The 18,493-nt window shown below is 55.4% G+C and carries 12 protein-coding genes; 8 read left to right on the top strand and 4 right to left on the bottom strand.

What is annotated here, in order from left to right:
• The first annotated feature begins 64 nt into the window (after positions 1–64).
• Positions 65–1,654, top strand: a complete 1,590-nt coding sequence (gene lysS / locus SH573x_RS19205; RefSeq protein ID WP_479349331.1) for a lysine--tRNA ligase — start codon at positions 65–67, stop codon at positions 1,652–1,654.
• A 90-nt stretch (positions 1,655–1,744) separates the two neighbouring features.
• Here the strand turns inward: lysS and SH573x_RS19200 are convergent, their stop codons facing one another.
• The gene (locus SH573x_RS19200) at positions 1,745–2,089 is read right to left on the bottom strand and encodes a hypothetical protein (RefSeq protein WP_479349330.1); all 345 of its coding nucleotides are present in this window, start codon (positions 2,087–2,089) and stop codon (positions 1,745–1,747) included.
• A 93-nt stretch (positions 2,090–2,182) separates the two neighbouring features.
• On the bottom strand, positions 2,183–3,625 hold the full coding sequence (locus tag SH573x_RS19195; RefSeq protein ID WP_479349328.1) for a DEAD/DEAH box helicase: 1,443 nt from the start codon (positions 3,623–3,625) through the stop codon (positions 2,183–2,185).
• Between the two features lie 485 nt (positions 3,626–4,110).
• On the opposite strand from SH573x_RS19195, the gene SH573x_RS19190 reads away from it, so the two are divergent.
• The 3 genes from SH573x_RS19190 to SH573x_RS19180 all read left to right on the top strand — a co-directional run bounded on the left by SH573x_RS19190 (position 4,111) and on the right by SH573x_RS19180 (position 9,049).
• Positions 4,111–5,946, top strand: a complete 1,836-nt coding sequence (locus SH573x_RS19190; protein WP_479349327.1) for a prenyltransferase/squalene oxidase repeat-containing protein — start codon at positions 4,111–4,113, stop codon at positions 5,944–5,946.
• A 2,113-nt stretch (positions 5,947–8,059) separates the two neighbouring features.
• Positions 8,060–8,638, top strand: coding sequence for a hypothetical protein (locus SH573x_RS19185; protein WP_479349326.1), 579 nt, complete (start codon positions 8,060–8,062; stop codon positions 8,636–8,638).
• An 18-nt stretch (positions 8,639–8,656) separates the two neighbouring features.
• Positions 8,657–9,049, top strand: coding sequence for a hypothetical protein (locus tag SH573x_RS19180; protein WP_479349325.1), 393 nt, complete (start codon positions 8,657–8,659; stop codon positions 9,047–9,049).
• Positions 9,050–9,451: 402 nt separating this feature from the next.
• Here SH573x_RS19180 and SH573x_RS19175 read toward each other — a convergent pair whose 3' ends face one another.
• Positions 9,452–10,852: a BBP7 family outer membrane beta-barrel protein gene (locus tag SH573x_RS19175; RefSeq protein ID WP_479349324.1), complete on the bottom strand. Its 1,401-nt coding sequence runs from the start codon at positions 10,850–10,852 to the stop codon at positions 9,452–9,454.
• A 220-nt stretch (positions 10,853–11,072) separates the two neighbouring features.
• Between SH573x_RS19175 and SH573x_RS19170 the strand changes: the two genes are divergently transcribed.
• The 4 genes from SH573x_RS19170 (at position 11,073) to SH573x_RS19155 (ending at position 16,522) form a co-directional block, all read left to right on the top strand.
• Positions 11,073–13,175, top strand: coding sequence for a preprotein translocase subunit SecA (locus tag SH573x_RS19170; RefSeq protein ID WP_479349323.1), 2,103 nt, complete (start codon positions 11,073–11,075; stop codon positions 13,173–13,175).
• A gap of 437 nt (positions 13,176–13,612) precedes the next feature.
• On the top strand, positions 13,613–14,644 hold the full coding sequence (locus SH573x_RS19165) for a DUF6655 family protein (RefSeq protein ID WP_479349322.1): 1,032 nt from the start codon (positions 13,613–13,615) through the stop codon (positions 14,642–14,644).
• A 118-nt stretch (positions 14,645–14,762) separates the two neighbouring features.
• Positions 14,763–15,248 (top strand): HEAT repeat domain-containing protein, encoded by a 486-nt coding sequence (locus SH573x_RS19160; protein ID WP_479349321.1) that lies wholly within the window; start codon positions 14,763–14,765, stop codon positions 15,246–15,248.
• Between the two features lie 128 nt (positions 15,249–15,376).
• Complete coding sequence (locus SH573x_RS19155; RefSeq protein ID WP_479349320.1) at positions 15,377–16,522, top strand: endonuclease/exonuclease/phosphatase family protein; 1,146 nt, start codon at positions 15,377–15,379, stop codon at positions 16,520–16,522.
• Positions 16,523–16,705: 183 nt separating this feature from the next.
• Here the strand turns inward: SH573x_RS19155 and SH573x_RS19150 are convergent, their stop codons facing one another.
• Positions 16,706–18,373: a putative manganese-dependent inorganic diphosphatase gene (locus tag SH573x_RS19150; RefSeq protein ID WP_479349318.1), complete on the bottom strand. Its 1,668-nt coding sequence runs from the start codon at positions 18,371–18,373 to the stop codon at positions 16,706–16,708.
• Positions 18,374–18,493: the final 120 nt, after the last annotated feature.

Genomic DNA, 18,493 nt, shown 5'->3' with positions numbered 1-18,493 from the left:
TCGACACTGAAAACGTCGAACGCACCAATTTTTAATCCCTTCCATTGAATTTAAGACCGCCAGCATGAACCAGTCGCCTGACCCAGCCACTTCCGGTGAACCGCAGCCTCGCAACGTGCTCCAAGCTGCACGATTGAACAAGCTGCGCAAAATCGAGGAGTTAGGTGTCGATCCATGGGGCGGATATTTCCCTAATCGCGCCATGATCCGCGACGCACGCGCCCAAAGCGATGCCATCAAGTACCGCCTGGCTGATGGTCAAGAGCTCGCCCTGCCCGATTTCGAAGCAACTAGCCAGCCGATAGACTACCGCAAGTGGAAGTCGGATCAAGGGAGCGGCGAAGAGATTGGCCCAAATGTTCGCGTAGCCGGCCGAATCGTGCTCATGCGCCCCACCGGTAAACTGGTCTTTATCAACCTCCGCGATTGGACCGGCGACGTTCAAATTTTCATCGGCAAAGCCCAAGTCGGCGAGGCCGATTTCGAACTGGCTGGGCACTTCGATCTGGGCGACTGGATCGGCGTGGATGGCCGACTGGGGCGCACCAATACCGGCGAGTTAACGGTGTTTGCCGAAAAGCTACACTTTATGTGTAAGACGATGGAGCCACCACCGGAGAAGCATGCGGGCTTGAGCGATCCTGAAATGCGCCAACGTCAGCGCTATCTCGATTTAACCTACAACGAAGGCGTACTCGAGACCTTCTTGAAGCGCACCAAGATCGTGCAAGCCGTCCGCGACACACTCAATCGTCGCGGTTACTGCGAAATCGAAGGCCCCACGCTCCATACCATTGCAGGTGGTGCCGCTGCTCGACCATTCCTGACCCACCACAACGCGCTCAATATGCCCCTGTTCCTGCGCATCGCCCTCGAACTGCACCTCAAGCGTTTGTTGGTCGGGGGCATGGAACGTGTCTATGAACTAGGACGCGTGTATCGCAATGAAGGTATCAGTCCGCGCCACAATCCAGAGTTCACCATGCTCGAATCGTATGAGGCCTTTGCCAATTACGAAGTGATGATGGACTTGACCGAAGAGATTATCTGCAACTGCTTAAAGGCAACCGGTCAAGGCTACAAGGTTGTATGGAACGACAAACCCATCGACTTTACGCCACCCTTCCGCCGCGCCAAGTATAACGACCTGTTCAAGGAATCGACCAAGCTCGATCCATACGATACCGCTGGCATCGCGGCCTTGCACCGCCGCCTAGGTATGGATCCTACTGGCAAACATCCCGATGTGATCAAGAGCGAGGTCTTCGAAGAATTGTGCGAAGAGAGCCTGACGGATCCCACCTTTGTCATCGATTACCCAGCCAGCATCTGTCCCTTGACCAAGCGCAAGACCAGCGACCCAGCAGTGGCTGAACGTTTCGAACTGTTTGTCCATGGCATGGAACTGGCCAACGCCTATACCGAACTGAACGACCCACTGCTGCAAGAAGAACTCTTCCGCACTCAGTTGGACGGTCAAGCCGAAGAGGATTCGATGGCCAAGATGGACCACGACTTCGTGCTGGCTTTGCGCAACGGCATGCCACCAGCTGGAGGATTGGGAATCGGTATCGATCGTTTGATTATGCTGCTGACCGATTCACGCAGCATACGCGACATCGTCCTATTCCCGCTCCTAAAACACGTGGACTAAATAACCGGTTGCCACCGTAGCCACCGTAGCCACCGTCGCCAGACGGTGGTCGCGCTGCACCCAAAATCTCCAATCGTCAATCTTCAATCTTCAATCTTCAATCTCAATTCCCAACTGTTCGCATTGGTCCAACACTATGGCTCGATCGATTTTTGTTTTGCTAACGCAGGCAGCAGCAAAGTAACCGAAGGCGCGGCATAGCTCGCCGCGCACATGATGTCGGTGGTTATCCGGTACATAGCCCGGTCGCGGGACATGGCGAAAGAAGACCGGGTCGATATCGATTGCTTGAGCCTTTTGTTGGGCCAGCATCGCTTGAAAGCGTTCTTCGTAACTATCGATGACGCCTAAGCAATGCGCTACTTCGCCAGCCCAGAACTGGATCTGGGCTGCGTGGCCGCACAGCAGGTCGGATGGCAAACTGGCCATTCGCATGAGTTGTGCCGTTAACTGATGCGCTATCGCCAAAGTGTATTCGGTAACGGTAGCGCCTCCAGTGAACTGACCGTCATTGGTCCACGCCTGGTATTAATCAGCCCGCGAACCACGGCTGGGACCCGATCTGCCTCCGCCGCCAGGTTTCGCACTGCGTGGTTTGCCGCTGCGCGAATCGCGAGCGAATCGACCACCCGTTTTTCCGCCACCCTGACCATCATACCCGCGGTAGCCGCCACGACTACCACTGTATTGCGGCCGTCGCACGCGCGAGCGTTTTTCAGGGACCGAAAGATCGACAAAACGTTCCAGCGAATGATCTGGGCAAGTCGGGATCGATTCTTCCAGCACGCGTTCGATGGCTGTCAATTGCTTGACTTCCAGTGGACAACAGAAGGCAATCGCTTTACCGGCCGCCCCGGCTCGACCGGTACGGCCGATGCGATGCACGTACGTTTCCGGCTCTTGTGGCAAGTCAAAGTTGAACACGTGGGACACGGCTTCAACGTCGATACCGCGAGCGGCCAAGTCAGTGGCTACTAACACTTGAGGCCGCGCTGACTTGAATCGCGCTAGAATGCGTTGCCGCGCATTCTGACTTTTGTTGCCGTGCATTGCCTCGGCTTCGATACCCGACTTGGTCAAATACTCGGCAATGCGATCGGCCCCGTGTTTGGTTCGCGCAAAGACGATCGACCGAGTTCCGCCATCGCGCGGCATCAGCTTGACCAACAGTCGACACTTGTCTTTCTGTTGCACGAAGCACACCTTTTGTTCGATCAAATTCGTGGTCTCTTCGACCGGCGCAATGCTGACGCGCACTGGATCTCGCAACACTCTACCGGCGAGTTCCTCCAATGGTCCGGGCATAGTGGCCGAGAACATAACGTTCTGGCGCTTGGCCGGCAGTACATGCGTAATACGTTTCATGTCGGGCAAGAAACCCAAATCGAACATGCGATCGGCTTCGTCCAGGATAAAGACTTCGATCGCCGACAGGTCGACCAGGCCTTGATTCATCAAATCGACCAGGCGCCCCGGTGTGGCCACGATAATGTCAACACCATGGCGTAGTGCTCGCTCTTGATGGATTTGGTTTATGCCACCGACAATCACTGTTTGTCGTAGGCCGATGCCTCGACCGTAGATGCGCAGGCTATCTTGGATCTGGATCGCCAATTCGCGCGTCGGAGCCAGAATCAGGGCGCGGGGTGGCGTGGCGGCAGCCGGTGGCCGGTTGATTCGCTGGCCACGATGGTTGCGCGCTGGCTTGCCGCGCTCAAGGGATTGTGTAGGTGACTGTGTGCTTTGGGCCGCCGGTGCCTCATCGTTCAGTCGGCTACCGGCCAAACGCACGATCAGCGGTAACGAGAACGCTGCCGTCTTGCCGGTGCCGGTTTGGGCCGAGCCCAATAAATCCCGTCCAGTCAACAATACAGGAATCGACTCAGCCTGGATGGGAGTCGGCTCAGTGTAACCTTCCTCAGCCAAAATGCGCAGGATCTTCGCAGGCAGCCCTAGGGCGTCAAAATTCATACCGGTCCTTTTCTTTTCTTGTGGGGAGTGCTGAAGCGCAGCTTGAGCCTTTACAGACACCACGGTAGACGCGATTCTGGGGGCCAAGTCGGGCTGGCCAAAACTCAAATCGAGCTTCAGCACTCCACCGCTTGGGGCAATAATTCCCAGGACCGAAGGGTTCGGCGCTTAAAAGGAAGCGCACTAGAAGGGCCATTGGACCGGGGCTTAATCCAATGGTCAGATTGTTTCATCATCTGCCTAAGGGATTCAACAGCCCTCAATGTATGCCAAACTCCCCGAACCGTCAAAGGCAAACATTGTTGGAGAAAACACTAATAATGGAGTACAATGTAGTGGACAGCTCCTCAACGCCAGTCGCTATATATAGTCGACCTAGTCTCCTCCTAGTCACCAAACTCCTGGTCCGCTGAGCCTGCCTGTGGCTCGGGCCCCCATTTTATGGGGGCGGCTTCGTATCATCGCGCTTAGAGGTTTCCCGAGTAATGGTGGACCGAGAACCATCGCGAAGCAATCCAGACGATCCGTCGCTCGACGATTGGGACGAGCTGACGGAACCTATCGCCGCTGAAAATGTCGCCGAAAGTGTCGCGCTGGATTTGGATCTTTCAGCTGCGATCAGTGAAACACTGGCCGCCGTCGGACCAGCTGCCGCCGCACCTGCCAATCCGCATCTCGACTCCGCCGAACTTATCAAAGCCGTAGCGGTCACCGCGCCAGTTGGCGCACAACCAGCTCAGCCAGCCCAGACATCTCATCCAGCCCCAGTGACGCCCAGCAAGTCTCCAGTGGATTTAGCACCGGTCGTCCCGACCAACCTGGCGCCTCCCGTCTCGATGCTCAGTCGGCTGGCCATGTTTCGAACTGTACCGAGTTGGTTGATCAGCATGATGCTGCACGTGGCCATCTTGATGACGCTGGCAGCGATTCAAATTGAACCGGTTCGCGATGCCATCGGCATCATGATGACCGCCGTATCGAACGAAGATACTCCAGGCATCGAAGATAGTTTGGAGATGGCTGCTCCGATCGATAATGTGCCCGCCTCTGCGGCCAGCGCCGAATCGGCGCTGGCTAGCGCATCGGATGTTGTGACCTCAGCGGAGATGGCTTTGCCCGATACAGGCAGCCTGGCTAATCCACTGGAAGTGACTGTCGACGTGGGCAAGATTGGTAGCGTGGTCGATAACGTCGTACCCAGCACAGCGCTCAACGCGTCGGCCGGTCGTCTCTCGTCGTCGCTCTCCGGACGCGGCACCGGTTCGATGAAGAGCGAACTAATCGAACGCTATGGCGGAAATGCGGCTAGCGAAAAATCGGTCGCCATGGGATTGAAATGGTTGGCCGACCATCAAGATCGCAGCGGCGGTTGGACCTTTGCTCATTCGGCCGTCTGTCGCGGCAAGTGCGAAGACGACGGAGATATACCTGATGCGGTCAACGCGGCAACTGCTTTGGCGCTGCTGCCGTTTTTAGGAGCTGGGCAAACGCATTTAGATGGCAAGTATAAAACGACGGTCCAAAAGGGCTTGAACTTTCTGATCAGCCGGATGGAGGTTAGCAAAGGTGATCCGCCGCGCGGTTCGTGGCATGAGAAAGATGGATCGATGTACTCACACGGCTTGGCATCAATTGTCGTGTGCGAAGCATACGCCATGACGCGCGATCCGGGACTACTGCAACCGGCGCAGCTGTCGATCAATTACATCTTGTTCGCTCAAGATCCGATCGGCGGAGGTTGGCGTTATGCTCCCAAACAACCGGGCGATACCAGCGTTGTGGGGTGGCAGTTGATGGCGCTCAAGAGCGGCGCGATGGGTAACCTGGCTGTACCCAGCGATACATTTCGCCTGGCCAATGCGTTTCTGGATAGTATGAGCGTCAATGATGGTGCCTACTACGGCTACGACGTACCCACAGCCAGTATCGAAGGTCGTCAAGCGACCACGGCCGTAGGATTATTGTGCCGCATGTATTTAGGTTGGTCAAAAGACCGCGCTGGCATGAAAGAAGGCGTGGCTTATTTGGCCAAGCGTGGCCCAGACGTCAGCGACCTGTACTACTCCTACTATGCAACCCAAGTGCTACGACAACATGGCGGTGCCGAGTGGGAAGCGTGGAATCGTGCTATGCGCGACGGTTTGATCGGTTCCCAGGTGACAACTGGCCATGCAGCGGGCAGTTGGTACACCGCCGCTGGACATAATCTCAAGGGTGGCCGACTCTACTGCACAGCCCTCAGCACCATGATTCTGGAAGTCTACTACCGGCACATGCCGCTCTACTCCGACAAATCGTCCGACGAAGAGTTCGAGTTCTAGCTACGCCCACGTAGCCGAGTCTCTCCGAGACTCGTGGATGGCTAGTATGGTTCGCGGATCTAGCTAGGCAGTCATCGGTCCACCGAGCAAGCTCGGTGGTGCCGGAGGTTTGGTCGACGTTAGCGTTTTCGCGCCGGAGTTGGTTATGCCGAACTATGCTGCGAAAGTCAGTTCAGCCTACAACTCAAGCGAAGTGATCCGGGAATTTATCGCGGCGTCTTGCGTAGCGCATTGCCCCCTCCCGCAGACGAAGGCTAAACGCCTCGTCTGCGACCTCCCCCGCTTCGCGGGAGAGGTGACAGTCACCTCTCCATGCGCAGCATGGGGAGGTCGAATCGAGCCGTGCGAGATTCGGGAGGGGTCTGGGCAGTGGAGGTGGTTAGTACCGCAAGAGTCTTGCGTAGCGCATTGCCCCCTCCCGCAGACGAAGGCTGAACGCCTCGTCTGCGACCTCCCCCGCTTCGCGGGAGAGGTGACAGTCACCTCTCCATGCGCAGCATGGGGAGGTCGAATCGAGCCGTGCGAGATTCGGGAGGGGTCTGGGTAGTGGAGGTGGTTAGTACCGCAGAAGTCTTGCCTAGCGCATTGCCCCCTCTCCCGCAGACGAAGGCTGAACGCCTCGTCTGCGACCTCCCCCGCTTCGCGGGAGAGGTGACACACACAACTGACTTAAAAGCTGTATGATCTCAAGTGGCGAAGGCGGGCCCCATCGCTTTAATATTGCTTTATGTGTAAAGTAATGCGGCCAGCGATCGCCGCCGTTCTTCGTCGGGGTACCAGAACATTATGGATGCATGCGCACCGATCTACTTGCTTCCTGGAATGAGCACGGGATACCCTGTCTACGCTCGGTTACTTCCGTTATTACCGCGTGCTTCCGTCGTCAATTTCTTGCCCGCTAATCACCGGGAATCCCTGGTCACGTACGCTCAGCGCATGGCGCAGACCCTGCCAGCTGACAGTTTCATTGTTGGCGTTTCTTTTGGCGGCATGGTGGCTCTTGAGGTTTCGCGAGTCCTCCGGCCGCTGGGCTGCGTTCTCATTTCATCGATTCGTCACCCCTGCGAACTTCCTCCTTGGTTCCGCGCTTGTCGCGTCATTGGCGGACCAGCTTGCTCCTCCATGATGAAAATTGCAGGGTGGCTTGCTACGTGCGTTCCTCGATCCGTACGCGCGACGTCGACCTTACGCGTAACCAAACTGGCCGAACCTCACGGTCGTTGGCAGCGCTGGGCGACCGCTGCAGTGCTCGATTGGCAACCGCCAGCTAGATTTGATGCATGCCCGCTAATCCACATCCATGGCTGCGCTGACACCACATTCCCAATTCGATACACTCACCCGGATATCAGCATCCCTGGCGGATTACATGCTCTACCAGTTTCTCATCCAATTGAAACCGCAGCCGCAATCCGGACGTTTATGGAAACGGTATAAACAAACGCGTGGGCGCTTGTTAATGCAATAAATGGTACGATGAACCGTCCATGCCAATGGTCAATCGTACGCGGCATTCGTGGGATCTCCGCCGCTCGCCAATCTTTGACCAATAGGAGCAATACGATCGATACGCAGCATCAATGCCCCAAGTGTTCCAGCCCAATGGAACAAGGTTTGATTTTGGATCGCAACCTGATCTCGGCTGTGCCTAGCTATTGGGTTCCGGGGGACTGGTCTGAGCCCAAGGTTGACCTAAATCTCGAACGATACATGGCCAGACTCGGCGAGGTGTTTTCTCGTTTGGCCGAACGAAAGTCACGCAAGTCCATCGGGATCCGGGTTCAAACGTTTCGATGTACGAAATGCGGATTTTTGGAATCGTACGCGCGCGACGAATCTGATAGCGCTGCGAGCTGAAGCAGATCCAACGCCGCAAGGGCTAAATTCTGAGATCCAAGGCCGCTAACAAGATCATAGGGGGAGCGAAGATTTTATGCAAACTGCAAAGCACGAATGGGGCGCGGAGTTGATCTGTCTACGTCCGGCAACGCCGGACGTTCGAGCCATCGCTGCCGAGGTTTATATTCGCACCTGCCGAACCAATTTCGATGCGCCTGGCTTTTGCATAGTCGATGTTGGCTCTGCCATGGAGTCAATCGAGTTTCGGCAACTGATGGTTGACATCAAAGGTGAAATGGCCAGCCTACATCGATCACGAACAGATGAAACGCTGATTTACGTTTCTGCTGCCCGCTTCGATCAACAGGAATCCACCAAGCCACATCTCGATGGCGGTCCTGATGAGTGCTTCCTGATGCTGGGTTATGAGCCAAGCGAGATAGCCTCCGAAATCGAGATAGCCGATTACGCACGTTGCGCCTTTGATCGCGGTTTGTCCCCGAAAGATTTCATGGCCAAACACAATCCCATGTTCAAAACGGGACGTGATTGGCTGGAGTCCTATAGTACGCGTATCCCCTGCTTCTCGAACCGCAATTTTCAGATCGTCTGCATCAACAACTCATCGTCTGCATACTCTGACGATGGTAGCAATTGGCAAGGGACCCTTCACACTGCAACCATACAATCGCCGAACGAATCCACGCGGCGGGTGATCAATTCGACGATGATTGCACGAGCGCCAGCGACCTCGCCGGACTTGATTGATGATTCGGCACTACACTACTTTGTTCATACTTCCGAGGTTAAGCGCCGTGGTTACGACAAGCGGCATTTGGAAGACGACAAGTGACTGGCGAGTTGATGGAAAATGCTAAGCAATTTGTTGCTGAATCGGCGCGGAGTTTTGCTGGTCGATGCACTGGGTGCATCCGCAACGGCATTTACCACCATCTACATTTTGGCAGTTGGACGAATCGATACGGGGTTGCCTGCGGAGCTGCTATACACAATGGGAGCAGTGGCTGCGTGCTTCGCCTGTTTTGATGTTGCAGCGCTGAGCCTAAGCTTTAATCCTTCGTTCGCTCTACGCATAATCGCTTTTGCAAATTTGAGTTACTGCGTGGCGGCTGTCGTTTCTCTGTCACTGTACGGGGCATCTGTAACCAGCCTGGGACTTGTTTACTTTGGCATTGAAATCCCTATCGTGATAGCCTTGGCCATCTGGGAGTTCTGTCTTGCGGCTCGCCAGGCGGACGCGTGACGTATGGAATCCTGCCCGGCGATTAGGCAGAGGAATTCACCCTCCCGAGCGCACGGTCGGTCGAGTATTTGGTTAGCAGGTTCCAAATTAGAAACGCAGAGAAGCTGAGAATCGCAGAGAAGACCGAACTCGGATGATTCACTCGAACGGGTCTTCTCTGCGGACTCTGCGAACTCTGCGTTTTAAAACGAACGGCCAGGCGTCCAAAGTCTGGCGACTTCGGCTACGTCGCAAGACCACCTTTCCCCGAGACTATGTCCGTGCTTCGCAGCGGTATTTGGCTCAGGAGGACCTTCGCCCTCCCGACATGCGTAAACGAAGCAAGGTGGATTCAGCTTCGACCCAGAAGCCTCACCACCTTGCAACCGTATTGGTTTTTCGATCGTCGACGATCCGCTTGGACTAGAACGTCCAGTTCAGACCCAGGTCGACGCCTTGGAACCACATCGATCCGTCGCGATAGTTGAACACTGGCGTCGCAGCGGCTGGACCACCTTGAGCTTGGGTCAGATCGATATTTGGATCGATCTGATTGCCGGCCAGTGCAACCTTCGAGATGTACAAGAAGGTGTACCCTGCCGAGAGAGATAGGTTGTCGCGAATTCGCAATCCACCTTTGACTCCCAGTTCTGGGATGAAGGCAAACGTGTCGCGAGTCACCGTTCCAATATTGCTCTGTTGAGAGTAGATACCACCCGCAGTATTCACGGGAACACCAGCAGGTTGAGTCACCACAGTGTTACCACTGATGTTGGCAACTTGATGCATGTTACCAAAGCTGACTTTGGTCAATGTGCTAAGGCTGATGCGCGAGCGTGAGACCGTATTGGTCAAACCGATGTGACCACCATGGAAAGTGTTTTCCGTGTTGAACAGGTCATTGGTAACAAAGGTAGTGCCGTCCGGAATCAAGTTACCGGTGTTCAAGTCGGTCGAGTTGGTCGAGATACCCAGCGAGTCTTTCATTCGCAGATAGGTATAGCCACCTAGCAGATCAATTTTGTGATCCTTGGCACCGCTGACGAGCAAGCGGAGGGAAGGCTCAGCTGCGATCAAATCCAGTTTGCTAGTGATGGAAGCTGTGCCACTGGCTACTGGCAGGCCGTTATTGAAGGCCACCAAGTAGGAATCGGGCAAACCGATGATCGTATTGATGAACGGCAAGCCAACACTTTGGCCGGCCAGACCGTCACCGCTGGCGGAGAAAGTATCGCTGCTGCGATACAGTCCAAACACGCGGCCGCTGATGCCGACTTGTTTTTCGCGTCCGAAGTACATGCCACCGGAGAGTCGATAACCGGGCATTAAACCTGAGTCGACTCCATTGTCAGGGCCACCCAAGACTGTGGTGACGCCGCCGGGGCCACCGGCAACTGGCAGAACGCCAGCCGGAGCGGTGGTCAGTAGTGGTGGCACATCGCGTTTTTGTCCCCACCACAACAGCGTTTCGGCGCCGAACCACAGGTTGCTACCGCAGGAGCTGCAACCACAGCTGCTACCGCAGCCGCCGCCACAACTGGATCCGCAACCGTCGCCGCAGCTGGCGTCGAACGATCCGCTCGACGCATCATAGCTGGTGGCGCTAGGTGCGATTTCTTGCATACCTGGATCGTACTGGACCATCCGGTATGGGTTTTGGCCTCCGCTCACGGCAACGGCGGGTACAGCATCACCGATGTGTCGGCTGGCATTGCGGGATGCCGATGCTGTCGAAGCCGGAACGGGGGCCTTGGTTTGCGCGGCTGCACTTCCCAGCGTCACGCCTGATAATAGCAAAGTCAAAAACAGTTTTCGAATTCTCATAATTGGTTCTCGCTGGTCGGAGCAAGCGTTAGGGTCGTTACAAGTAGATCGGACTGATTCAGCCGTACTTAGAGCAAAAAAGTCAGAACCGACACTTTCTGTGTAGCTTGCGCAGCTTTACAAACAGTCGTTTTTGATTGGCTTGGCAGACAACTGACAGATATCGCTTAGAATGAAAGCATGGTCCCCTGACCAGCTAAACCCACGGATAACAGAGACTATGAACAACCCTGCGTCTGACCGCACACCGTCGAGCGACTCTGCCGGTCCATCCAATCTCATTCCCCTGCCCGCAGGCGTGGGCGCCGATACGCCGGGACAGTCGACCGCGTCGCCCGAAACCAAAGAGTTACTCAGTAAACCACTAGCGGTTAAGTTGCCGGGCCAGCCGCGTGTGGCGGCTGGTTGGAAGATACCCGGTGCGAGTTCGCTGAAGATTCGCAAGTGGATGGGCACCGTGGCACAGGTCGCGGCGCTCGAGCCACAGCGGCAACGTATGGACGAGAGTCAACTGCGCAAAGAAAGCCTCTCACTGCGTTATCGCGCGATGAGCGGCGAGACGTTGGCTAGCTTGTTGCCCGAAGCCTTCTCGCTGGTGCGTGAAGCCGGACGGCGGGCGTTGAACATGCGGCACTTCGATGTGCAGTTGCTAGGTGGTGCTGCCCTGTTTGATGGCTGCATCGCAGAGATGCAGACAGGTGAAGGTAAGACGCTCACCGCTACGCTACCGCTGTTTCTACATTCCTTAGTCGGCAACGGAGCTCACTTGGCTACCGTCAACGACTATCTGGCCGAACGCGATGCGGACTGGATGTTGCCCATCTATCAACTGCTGGGCGTAACGATCGGCAAGGTCCTTACGGATCACGATTCGGATGCGCGGCGCAAGGCTTACGCGTGCGACATCACTTATGGAACTGCCAAAGAGTTCGGTTTTGATTTTCTGCGTGATCGATTGCTCTTGAGAGCCCAAGGCCGAATGACCGGCGACTTTTTGGGTGAAGGCAGCGCCGAGCGTTGGACCAGCCGAGGTGATCAACCCGTGCAGCGCGGGATGCACTTTGTGCTGGTCGACGAAGCGGACAGTATTCTGATCGATGAAGCTCGTACGCCACTGATCATTGGTTCGCTGGGCGATGAAACTCGCGAAGCGGTCATTGCCACCTACGCCTGGGCTGCTGAACACGCGGACAAGTTCGTACTGAAAGAGCATTACACCTTAGAAGAAGATACGCGCAAAGTCGAACTCAATGGCAAAGGTCGACAACTAGTGCGCAGTTTGCCGCGCAATGAAGTGATGCGCTTGGTTCCTTTGGTCGATCTATATGACTTCATCGAACGCGCCATCAAAGTTCTGAACGATTTTCATCTCGACCGACAATATGTGATTCGCGATGGCGAAATCGTTATCGTCGATGAGTTTACAGGGCGATTGGCCGAAGGTCGCAAATGGCGCGATGGTATTCACCAGGCTATCGAAGCCAAAGAAAAAATCGAGATCACTGTACCTACCGGCCAGGCTGCTCGGATCACTATTCAAGACCTCTTCTTGCGCTACAAGTCGCTGGCCGGTATGACCGGTACCGCTTCAACCAGCGCGCCGGAAATGGCCAAGATCTATAAGACACCAGTGGTGCTAGTGCCTACCAATCGACCTCCCCAACGTGTCCGCTTGCCCGACCGAGTGTATGGCACGATGTTGGACAAGTTCAAAGCAATCGTCGAAGAGACTCAGCAGATGTATGGTAAGGGCCGACCTGTCCTGATTGGCACACGATCGATCGACAAGTCGCTTGTTCTCTCGCAACTACTGAAGCAAGCAGGTATACCGCACGATGTGCTCAATGCCAACGAGATCGCCCGCGAGGCCGAGATTGTCAGCAACGCCGGTCTGCGGGCAAAGGTAACAGTGGCTACGAACATGGCCGGTCGTGGTACCGACGTGAAACTTTCACCGGGCGTGAAAGAGTTGGGCGGGATGCACGTGATTTGTACCGAACTGCACGATGCGGCACGTATCGATCGCCAGTTGATTGGTCGTTGCGGTCGCCAAGGTGATCCGGGTTCGTACTGTCAATATCTATCGTTGGATGACGAGATCCTGCGTTCTGGTTTTGGTATGAAACGTTACGATCACTTGATGAAACTTGGCAAGGGTCAGTCAGGTCCGTTTCACTCGTACAGTCCATTGTTCCGTAAAGCGCAACGTCGAGTGGAACGCAAACATTTCCGCGACCGCATGATGCTGCTGCACCATGAACGCGAACGCACCCGCATCCAGCGTGAAATGGGCCAAGACCCCTATCTAGACACAGCCGAGTAAGCCGCCAACTGTAGAGCAGCTGTCCTCAGCTGCTCCGCACCCTCTAACAAAATCTCGACCGACCTTGTGCCCGGGAGGGCGAAGGCTCCTCCTGAGCCAAACACCGCCACGAAGAACGGGCATAGATCACGGCGACCAATCGGACCGTATCAATAGAACCATCATCTTTTTGCCCAACAATCTTTCTGCCCACCTTCTTCCCCCGGAACAATGTCCGTGCTTCGGTTCGGTGTTGGGCTCAGCAGGAGCCTTCGCCCTCCCGGACATTCGGTCGGAAGCAGATATGGTTAGAGGGTTCTGAGCAGCTGAGGACAGCTGCTCTACACGCCAAAGAAATCGGAAATCGACCTACAACTGCGCGGGTGGATCTTGTACTGTCCCGAAGGCACTAGCGTCCGGGCCTAGAGTGCAAAGTTCCCACCTTACCTAAGCTTCGCATGATTCGCTTGTTTCCAGCCACCATCCAACTCAACTCATCGCGCGCAACTGCTGGTAGGGGCCAGCTGTGGAGCGTTGCGCTTGCATTGTTGATTTTGCTAGCTGTTCACGGCTGTGGGACTACCAAAACTTTTACGGCCACCGAACAGTTGTTGGTTAGCGACGCCATCGACACGACGGTGGCCAAGATCGATTTTCGTCCGCTTACTGGCCACAAAGTCTTCTTGGACAACTCCTACATGCCCAGTCAAAAGGGCGTGCCCACACCCAGTCCATCGCTTGTACATAGTGAGTATGTTACAAGTAGCCTGCGGCAGCAACTGATGGCGGCTGGAGTCTATGTGTGCGAAAAACGTGAGGAGGCTGACATCATTGTCGAAGCTCGGCTGGGTGCGATGGGCTTTGATGGGCACGCGATTACCTACGGCTTGCCATCGAGCAGTTCATTCTCAACCGCCGCCAGTTCGCTAGCCGGGGCGCCGTTTATTCCGCTCTTGCCCGAGATATCTTTTGCCAAGAAGGAAGCCAAACAAGGAGCTGCCAAGTTGGCGCTCTTTGCTTATGAACGTCAATCGTTGCAACCCGTGTGGCAATCCGGCATTGCGCGGGCTGGTAGTTCGGCGCGCGATACGTGGGTCTTAGGGATGGGGCCATTGCAGTACGGAACGATCTACGAAGGCACTCGTTTCGCCGGTAGCCGCATGTTTGGCAAAGCGGTGGGTAAGCTTGTGCCGCATGAGGACGACGAGCCTGAGGAGTTGGTCGATTACAAACGCTCGCAAGTCTTCACCAAACTTGCCAATTCAGATGAGGAAACACCTGGAACAGAAACCGTCAAATCGCCCGAGCCTGGCCAACCTGTTACGCCAGCCACCGCTACTGCGCCGGCCGCTTCACCGGCGGGCGCCACACCGGCACCTGCTTCCGCGGCAGTCACACCGGCTAGTAACGCTAATCCAACCAGCGCGGTCCCCAAACCTCCACCAGCCGCAGGTGCCTCGCAGCACTTGGATGACACTTCAAAGAAGTGATCTTGTGCTGCTTCTCTGGATAACCTACTGAAACTATGGCATCGAGCTTTATGCCAGATGCCAGCCAGTTTCACCAGCCTGTGAGTTATTCACATGCTCGCGCTGGCACATGGATCCCATGCGAAAGGAAGCGCTGCTGGATATGGGTACGGCTACGTCAACCACCAACTTAACGCTACCGCAGCTGCAAGAACTAGCCAACGATTCCGCCGCCACGCTCGGAAACCTCGAGGCAGTGCTAATGAGCTTGCGCAGTTCGGATGACGAGATTGTCAACTGGGCGTGTGAAGCACTTGAGAATTGTGGCACGCCAACGGTTCAATCACTACCCACGTTGCAGAAGCTGATCACGGCTGATGAATCGGCTGTGGCCATCTGGGCTTGCAAGCTGACCGCGCGCTTGGCTCAGGACGCTGCAGCAGTCGAATCGCAACTGGCTGTAGCTCTGCGGCCCGATCAGGAGCCACTGCTGCGTGAAGAAGCGGCCAGAGCGCTGAGCATGATTGGCCCGCTCACTGCAAGCACGACAAATTTACTGGAGCAGGCTGCCAAGGATGGTAGTCCCAGACTGAAACGCATTGCTTCGGCTGCCCTGGGCCGATAGTGCTCAACGGTTCAACCCGCAAAGAACCAACCATTATGCGAGCAGGACGTTCGCGATCCAAGCGTCGAAAACCCAGCACTCTTTCGCGGATCAGCGAATTAGTCGACCCGTTGCAAGGAGGCGATGGGATGCGCCGAGTACCGTTCTTTCCAATGCTCATTACAGTCCTGATCTCCATCGGTGGCTACCTGGGCTGTCAACCGCCACAAGAAATCGTCCAACAAGTTGGACAGCAAGTTGAACAGCGCGTCACGGAAGAAATTGGACGCGTCGGTCAACAGATACAAAACGGTGGCGGGTTACTGCCTGGCGGATTAGTTCCTGGTGGTCTATTGCCTGGTGGCACAGTTCCTGGAGGAATGTCACCGGACGGACAAATTCCGGGCGTACCCGTATCGACTGGGCGCAATGTGCCGCTGACCAATACGCAGGTCATGCCCATCCCCCAACGAACCCAAGCCACTATCCTCATCGGTTCGTTCAACATGCAAAGACTGGGCCCGAGCAAATTGGCCAATCCTACGGTCATGCAGTACTTTGCCAACATCATCCAACGCTTCGATGTGATCGCCCTGCAAGAAATCACGAGCAAAGACCAGACGACGCTTTCTCAGTTGCTGCAATATGTCAACGCTAGCGGAGGTCGATACAGCTACGTCATCAGCGAACCGGTTGGTCGCAGCATTTATCTCGAGCAATATGCATTCGTCTTCGATACGACACGTGTCACTACACGCCAAGATGCATGTTTTGTGATGCGTGATGAGGAAGATCTGTTGCACCGCGAGCCGTTCGTAGGTCGCTTTGCCACTTTGGCCCCGAATCCCTTTGGGTTTGTGCTGATCAACATGCATACCGACCCGGACCTGGTAAATGAAGAGCTCAATACATTGGCCAGCGTCTATATCAACGTGTCCAACTTCTTCTACCAAGGAGCCTATCCCGAGGACGACATTATCCTGCTGGGCGACCTGAATGCTGATCCCAAGAATTTCCGTAACCTGGCGAACGTACCTAACTTGCTACCCACGATTGTGGGCTTGCCCACCAACTTCACTCGCACCAAAACCAACGATAACATTCTGGTCAATCGCGCGGCCACGCGCGAATTCACCGGCAGGTCGGGTGTCTTTGATCTGCAGACAGCTTACAACATCAGCCAAGAACAAGCCAAGCTGATCTCGGACCACATGCCCGTATGGGCCGAGTTCACGATTCAGGAAGTGAACAACGGACAAGTCGCTAGCCAAGGCAGCGTGAGCTGGATGCGATAAAGTGATGACGCTCCACCGGTAGCGGAATGCGTTAAGCGTTTCATGTAGCGGAACGCGTCAAGCGTTTCGAGGAAGTGTTGACAATGCCGAAAGCCTTGACGGCTTCCGCTACGGATTCATGTTGACAATGCCGAAAGCCTTGACGGCTTCCGCTACGAGGGAACGGCTTCCGCTACGAGTGGCTCAATTATCTCGGGCTTTGTCGCGAGCGCTGGCGATTAGGCGGGCGATTAACGGCAAGAGCTGCTTTTTGCGACTGACGACATCGTCGAGCTGGTAGATGTGACGATCGACGCGCGGGTAATTGATCTCCTCCCAGTAGTCGGGCTCGTGGGACATCAGCAATAGACTGCCGTTGGAAACGATGTCGGTCACCAGCAAAGATGAAAACTCCAAACCTCGGGTTTGGGTCATTTCCACCAGCGCCGCCAGAATCTCGTCCTTGCGCTGCCAGAATAGCTCGAATCCGATCTCTTCGATCTGCGAAATCGAAAACCGGATGTCATGTTCGGTGAACTCTTTGCAGTCCTCGCGAATAACATCTTTCGAAGTGCAACTGCGCAGCGCGGAACCGATGGCAAAGAACTGGCGAGCGTAATCATCCAAATCGCAAGTGCAAAAACCGCGCAGCCAATCCAGGCAATCTTTGTCGATAGATGTTGAAGTGGGAGAGCGCAAAAACAGTGTGTCTGAGATGATGCCCGACGCCATGCACAGAGCGATACCGGACGAAGGTGTCAGACCGGCGGCGCGAAACTGTCGCGCGACTAGCGTGCAAGTCGAACCCACCGGTTCATTAATGAAGCGGATAGGTTCCGAAGATTTTAGTGAACCACCCAAGCGATGATGGTCCAGGACCTCGACGATATCGGCCTCATCGGCCCCGACCACGGCTTGCGTCAGTTCGTTATGATCGACCAGTACAAGTTTGGGTCGCGGTGGATTGACCAAGTCGGTTTTCGACAGCACACCGAACAGTTTGCCATTGTCATCGAGCACTGGGAATAACTTTTGCCGACTGCGATCTACCGAGCGACGAACGTCTGCTACTGTGTCTTTGTTGTGTAATGTCAGACCATCGCTATCGATCGCGTCGTCGATCTGGCGAGCCATCTTGATGCGCATGGTCGTGGTCGCTGTATCCAGCGGGCTGTTGATCACGGTGACATTGTTGGCTTTGGCCAGTTGCAGCAAGCCTGGCGATAGCTTGTAACCACCGGTGACGACCATGACCCGCACGCCATGCTCAAGCGCGGGCAGTTGTATCGTGGGGCGGTCACCGCTAACCACGATCAACAACCGTGGATCGAACTTGTGCAGTCGTTTGGTGAAACCTTCGGCGCTCATCGCGCCGACCATGACCATCATTTCCGATGACGATTCAGCATCGAGCACATGTTGGTATTCGCCGTTGATGACTTGGCAAATCTTGTCGACGGAAGTTGATACCTGTCGAAATCGAATCGGATCGTTATCGCCTTCGAAAACCAATTGCAGCAAATTCAACAGCGTCAGCACGCCAGCCAACTTGCCTTCATCGTCCAGTACCGGCATGGCGCCGATTTTGTACTCGTTCATGCGTTGGTAGACTTCGAAGAAGACTTCGCCGGTGCGAGCAATGATGGGATTGCGCCGGCAGACGTCACCAACTTCGGGTCGAACATCCATTACGATGCGGGGCGCGGACAGTCCAGCTCGCTCGAGGGCAAATTCCGTCCGTTTATTGGGCGCACCACAGCAGCAGGCGATCGCATCGGGGCGTGAAGTTCGTTGCAACAGATCAGCGTAGGCCAGCGCCGCACAGATGGCATCGGTGTCGGGATTACGATGCCCAAAGACAAACACAGTCATGCTTTTGTGATACAGGGGCCAATGCTGCCCCGCTCCAGAGAGGGACTATACCGAAAGACGCCTTCGGCTCGCGCCGCCCCTCATGAGCCTGATTAGTCGCCTCGTAAAAATCAACCGATC

The organism is Rania fehmarnensis (assembly GCF_056494185.1).
The sequence above is the reverse complement of the archived record's forward strand: the minus strand, read 5'-3'. Positions and strand labels throughout refer to the sequence as shown.

Excerpts from the sequence above, each read along its gene's own strand:
- lysS (WP_479349331.1), top strand. The coding sequence starts at position 65 with ATGAACCAGTCGCCTGACCCAGCCACTTCCGGTGAACCGCAGCCTCGC.
- SH573x_RS19200 (WP_479349330.1), bottom strand. The coding sequence starts at position 2,089 with ATGCGAATGGCCAGTTTGCCATCCGACCTGCTGTGCGGCCACGCAGCC.
- SH573x_RS19195 (WP_479349328.1), bottom strand. The coding sequence starts at position 3,625 with ATGAATTTTGACGCCCTAGGGCTGCCTGCGAAGATCCTGCGCATTTTG.
- SH573x_RS19190 (WP_479349327.1), top strand. The coding sequence starts at position 4,111 with ATGGTGGACCGAGAACCATCGCGAAGCAATCCAGACGATCCGTCGCTC.
- SH573x_RS19185 (WP_479349326.1), top strand. The coding sequence starts at position 8,060 with ATGGTTGACATCAAAGGTGAAATGGCCAGCCTACATCGATCACGAACA.
- SH573x_RS19180 (WP_479349325.1), top strand. The coding sequence starts at position 8,657 with ATGCTAAGCAATTTGTTGCTGAATCGGCGCGGAGTTTTGCTGGTCGAT.
- SH573x_RS19175 (WP_479349324.1), bottom strand. The coding sequence starts at position 10,852 with ATGAGAATTCGAAAACTGTTTTTGACTTTGCTATTATCAGGCGTGACG.
- SH573x_RS19170 (WP_479349323.1), top strand. The coding sequence starts at position 11,073 with ATGAACAACCCTGCGTCTGACCGCACACCGTCGAGCGACTCTGCCGGT.
- SH573x_RS19165 (WP_479349322.1), top strand. The coding sequence starts at position 13,613 with ATGATTCGCTTGTTTCCAGCCACCATCCAACTCAACTCATCGCGCGCA.
- SH573x_RS19160 (WP_479349321.1), top strand. The coding sequence starts at position 14,763 with ATGCGAAAGGAAGCGCTGCTGGATATGGGTACGGCTACGTCAACCACC.
- SH573x_RS19155 (WP_479349320.1), top strand. The coding sequence starts at position 15,377 with ATGCGCCGAGTACCGTTCTTTCCAATGCTCATTACAGTCCTGATCTCC.
- SH573x_RS19150 (WP_479349318.1), bottom strand. The coding sequence starts at position 18,373 with ATGACTGTGTTTGTCTTTGGGCATCGTAATCCCGACACCGATGCCATC.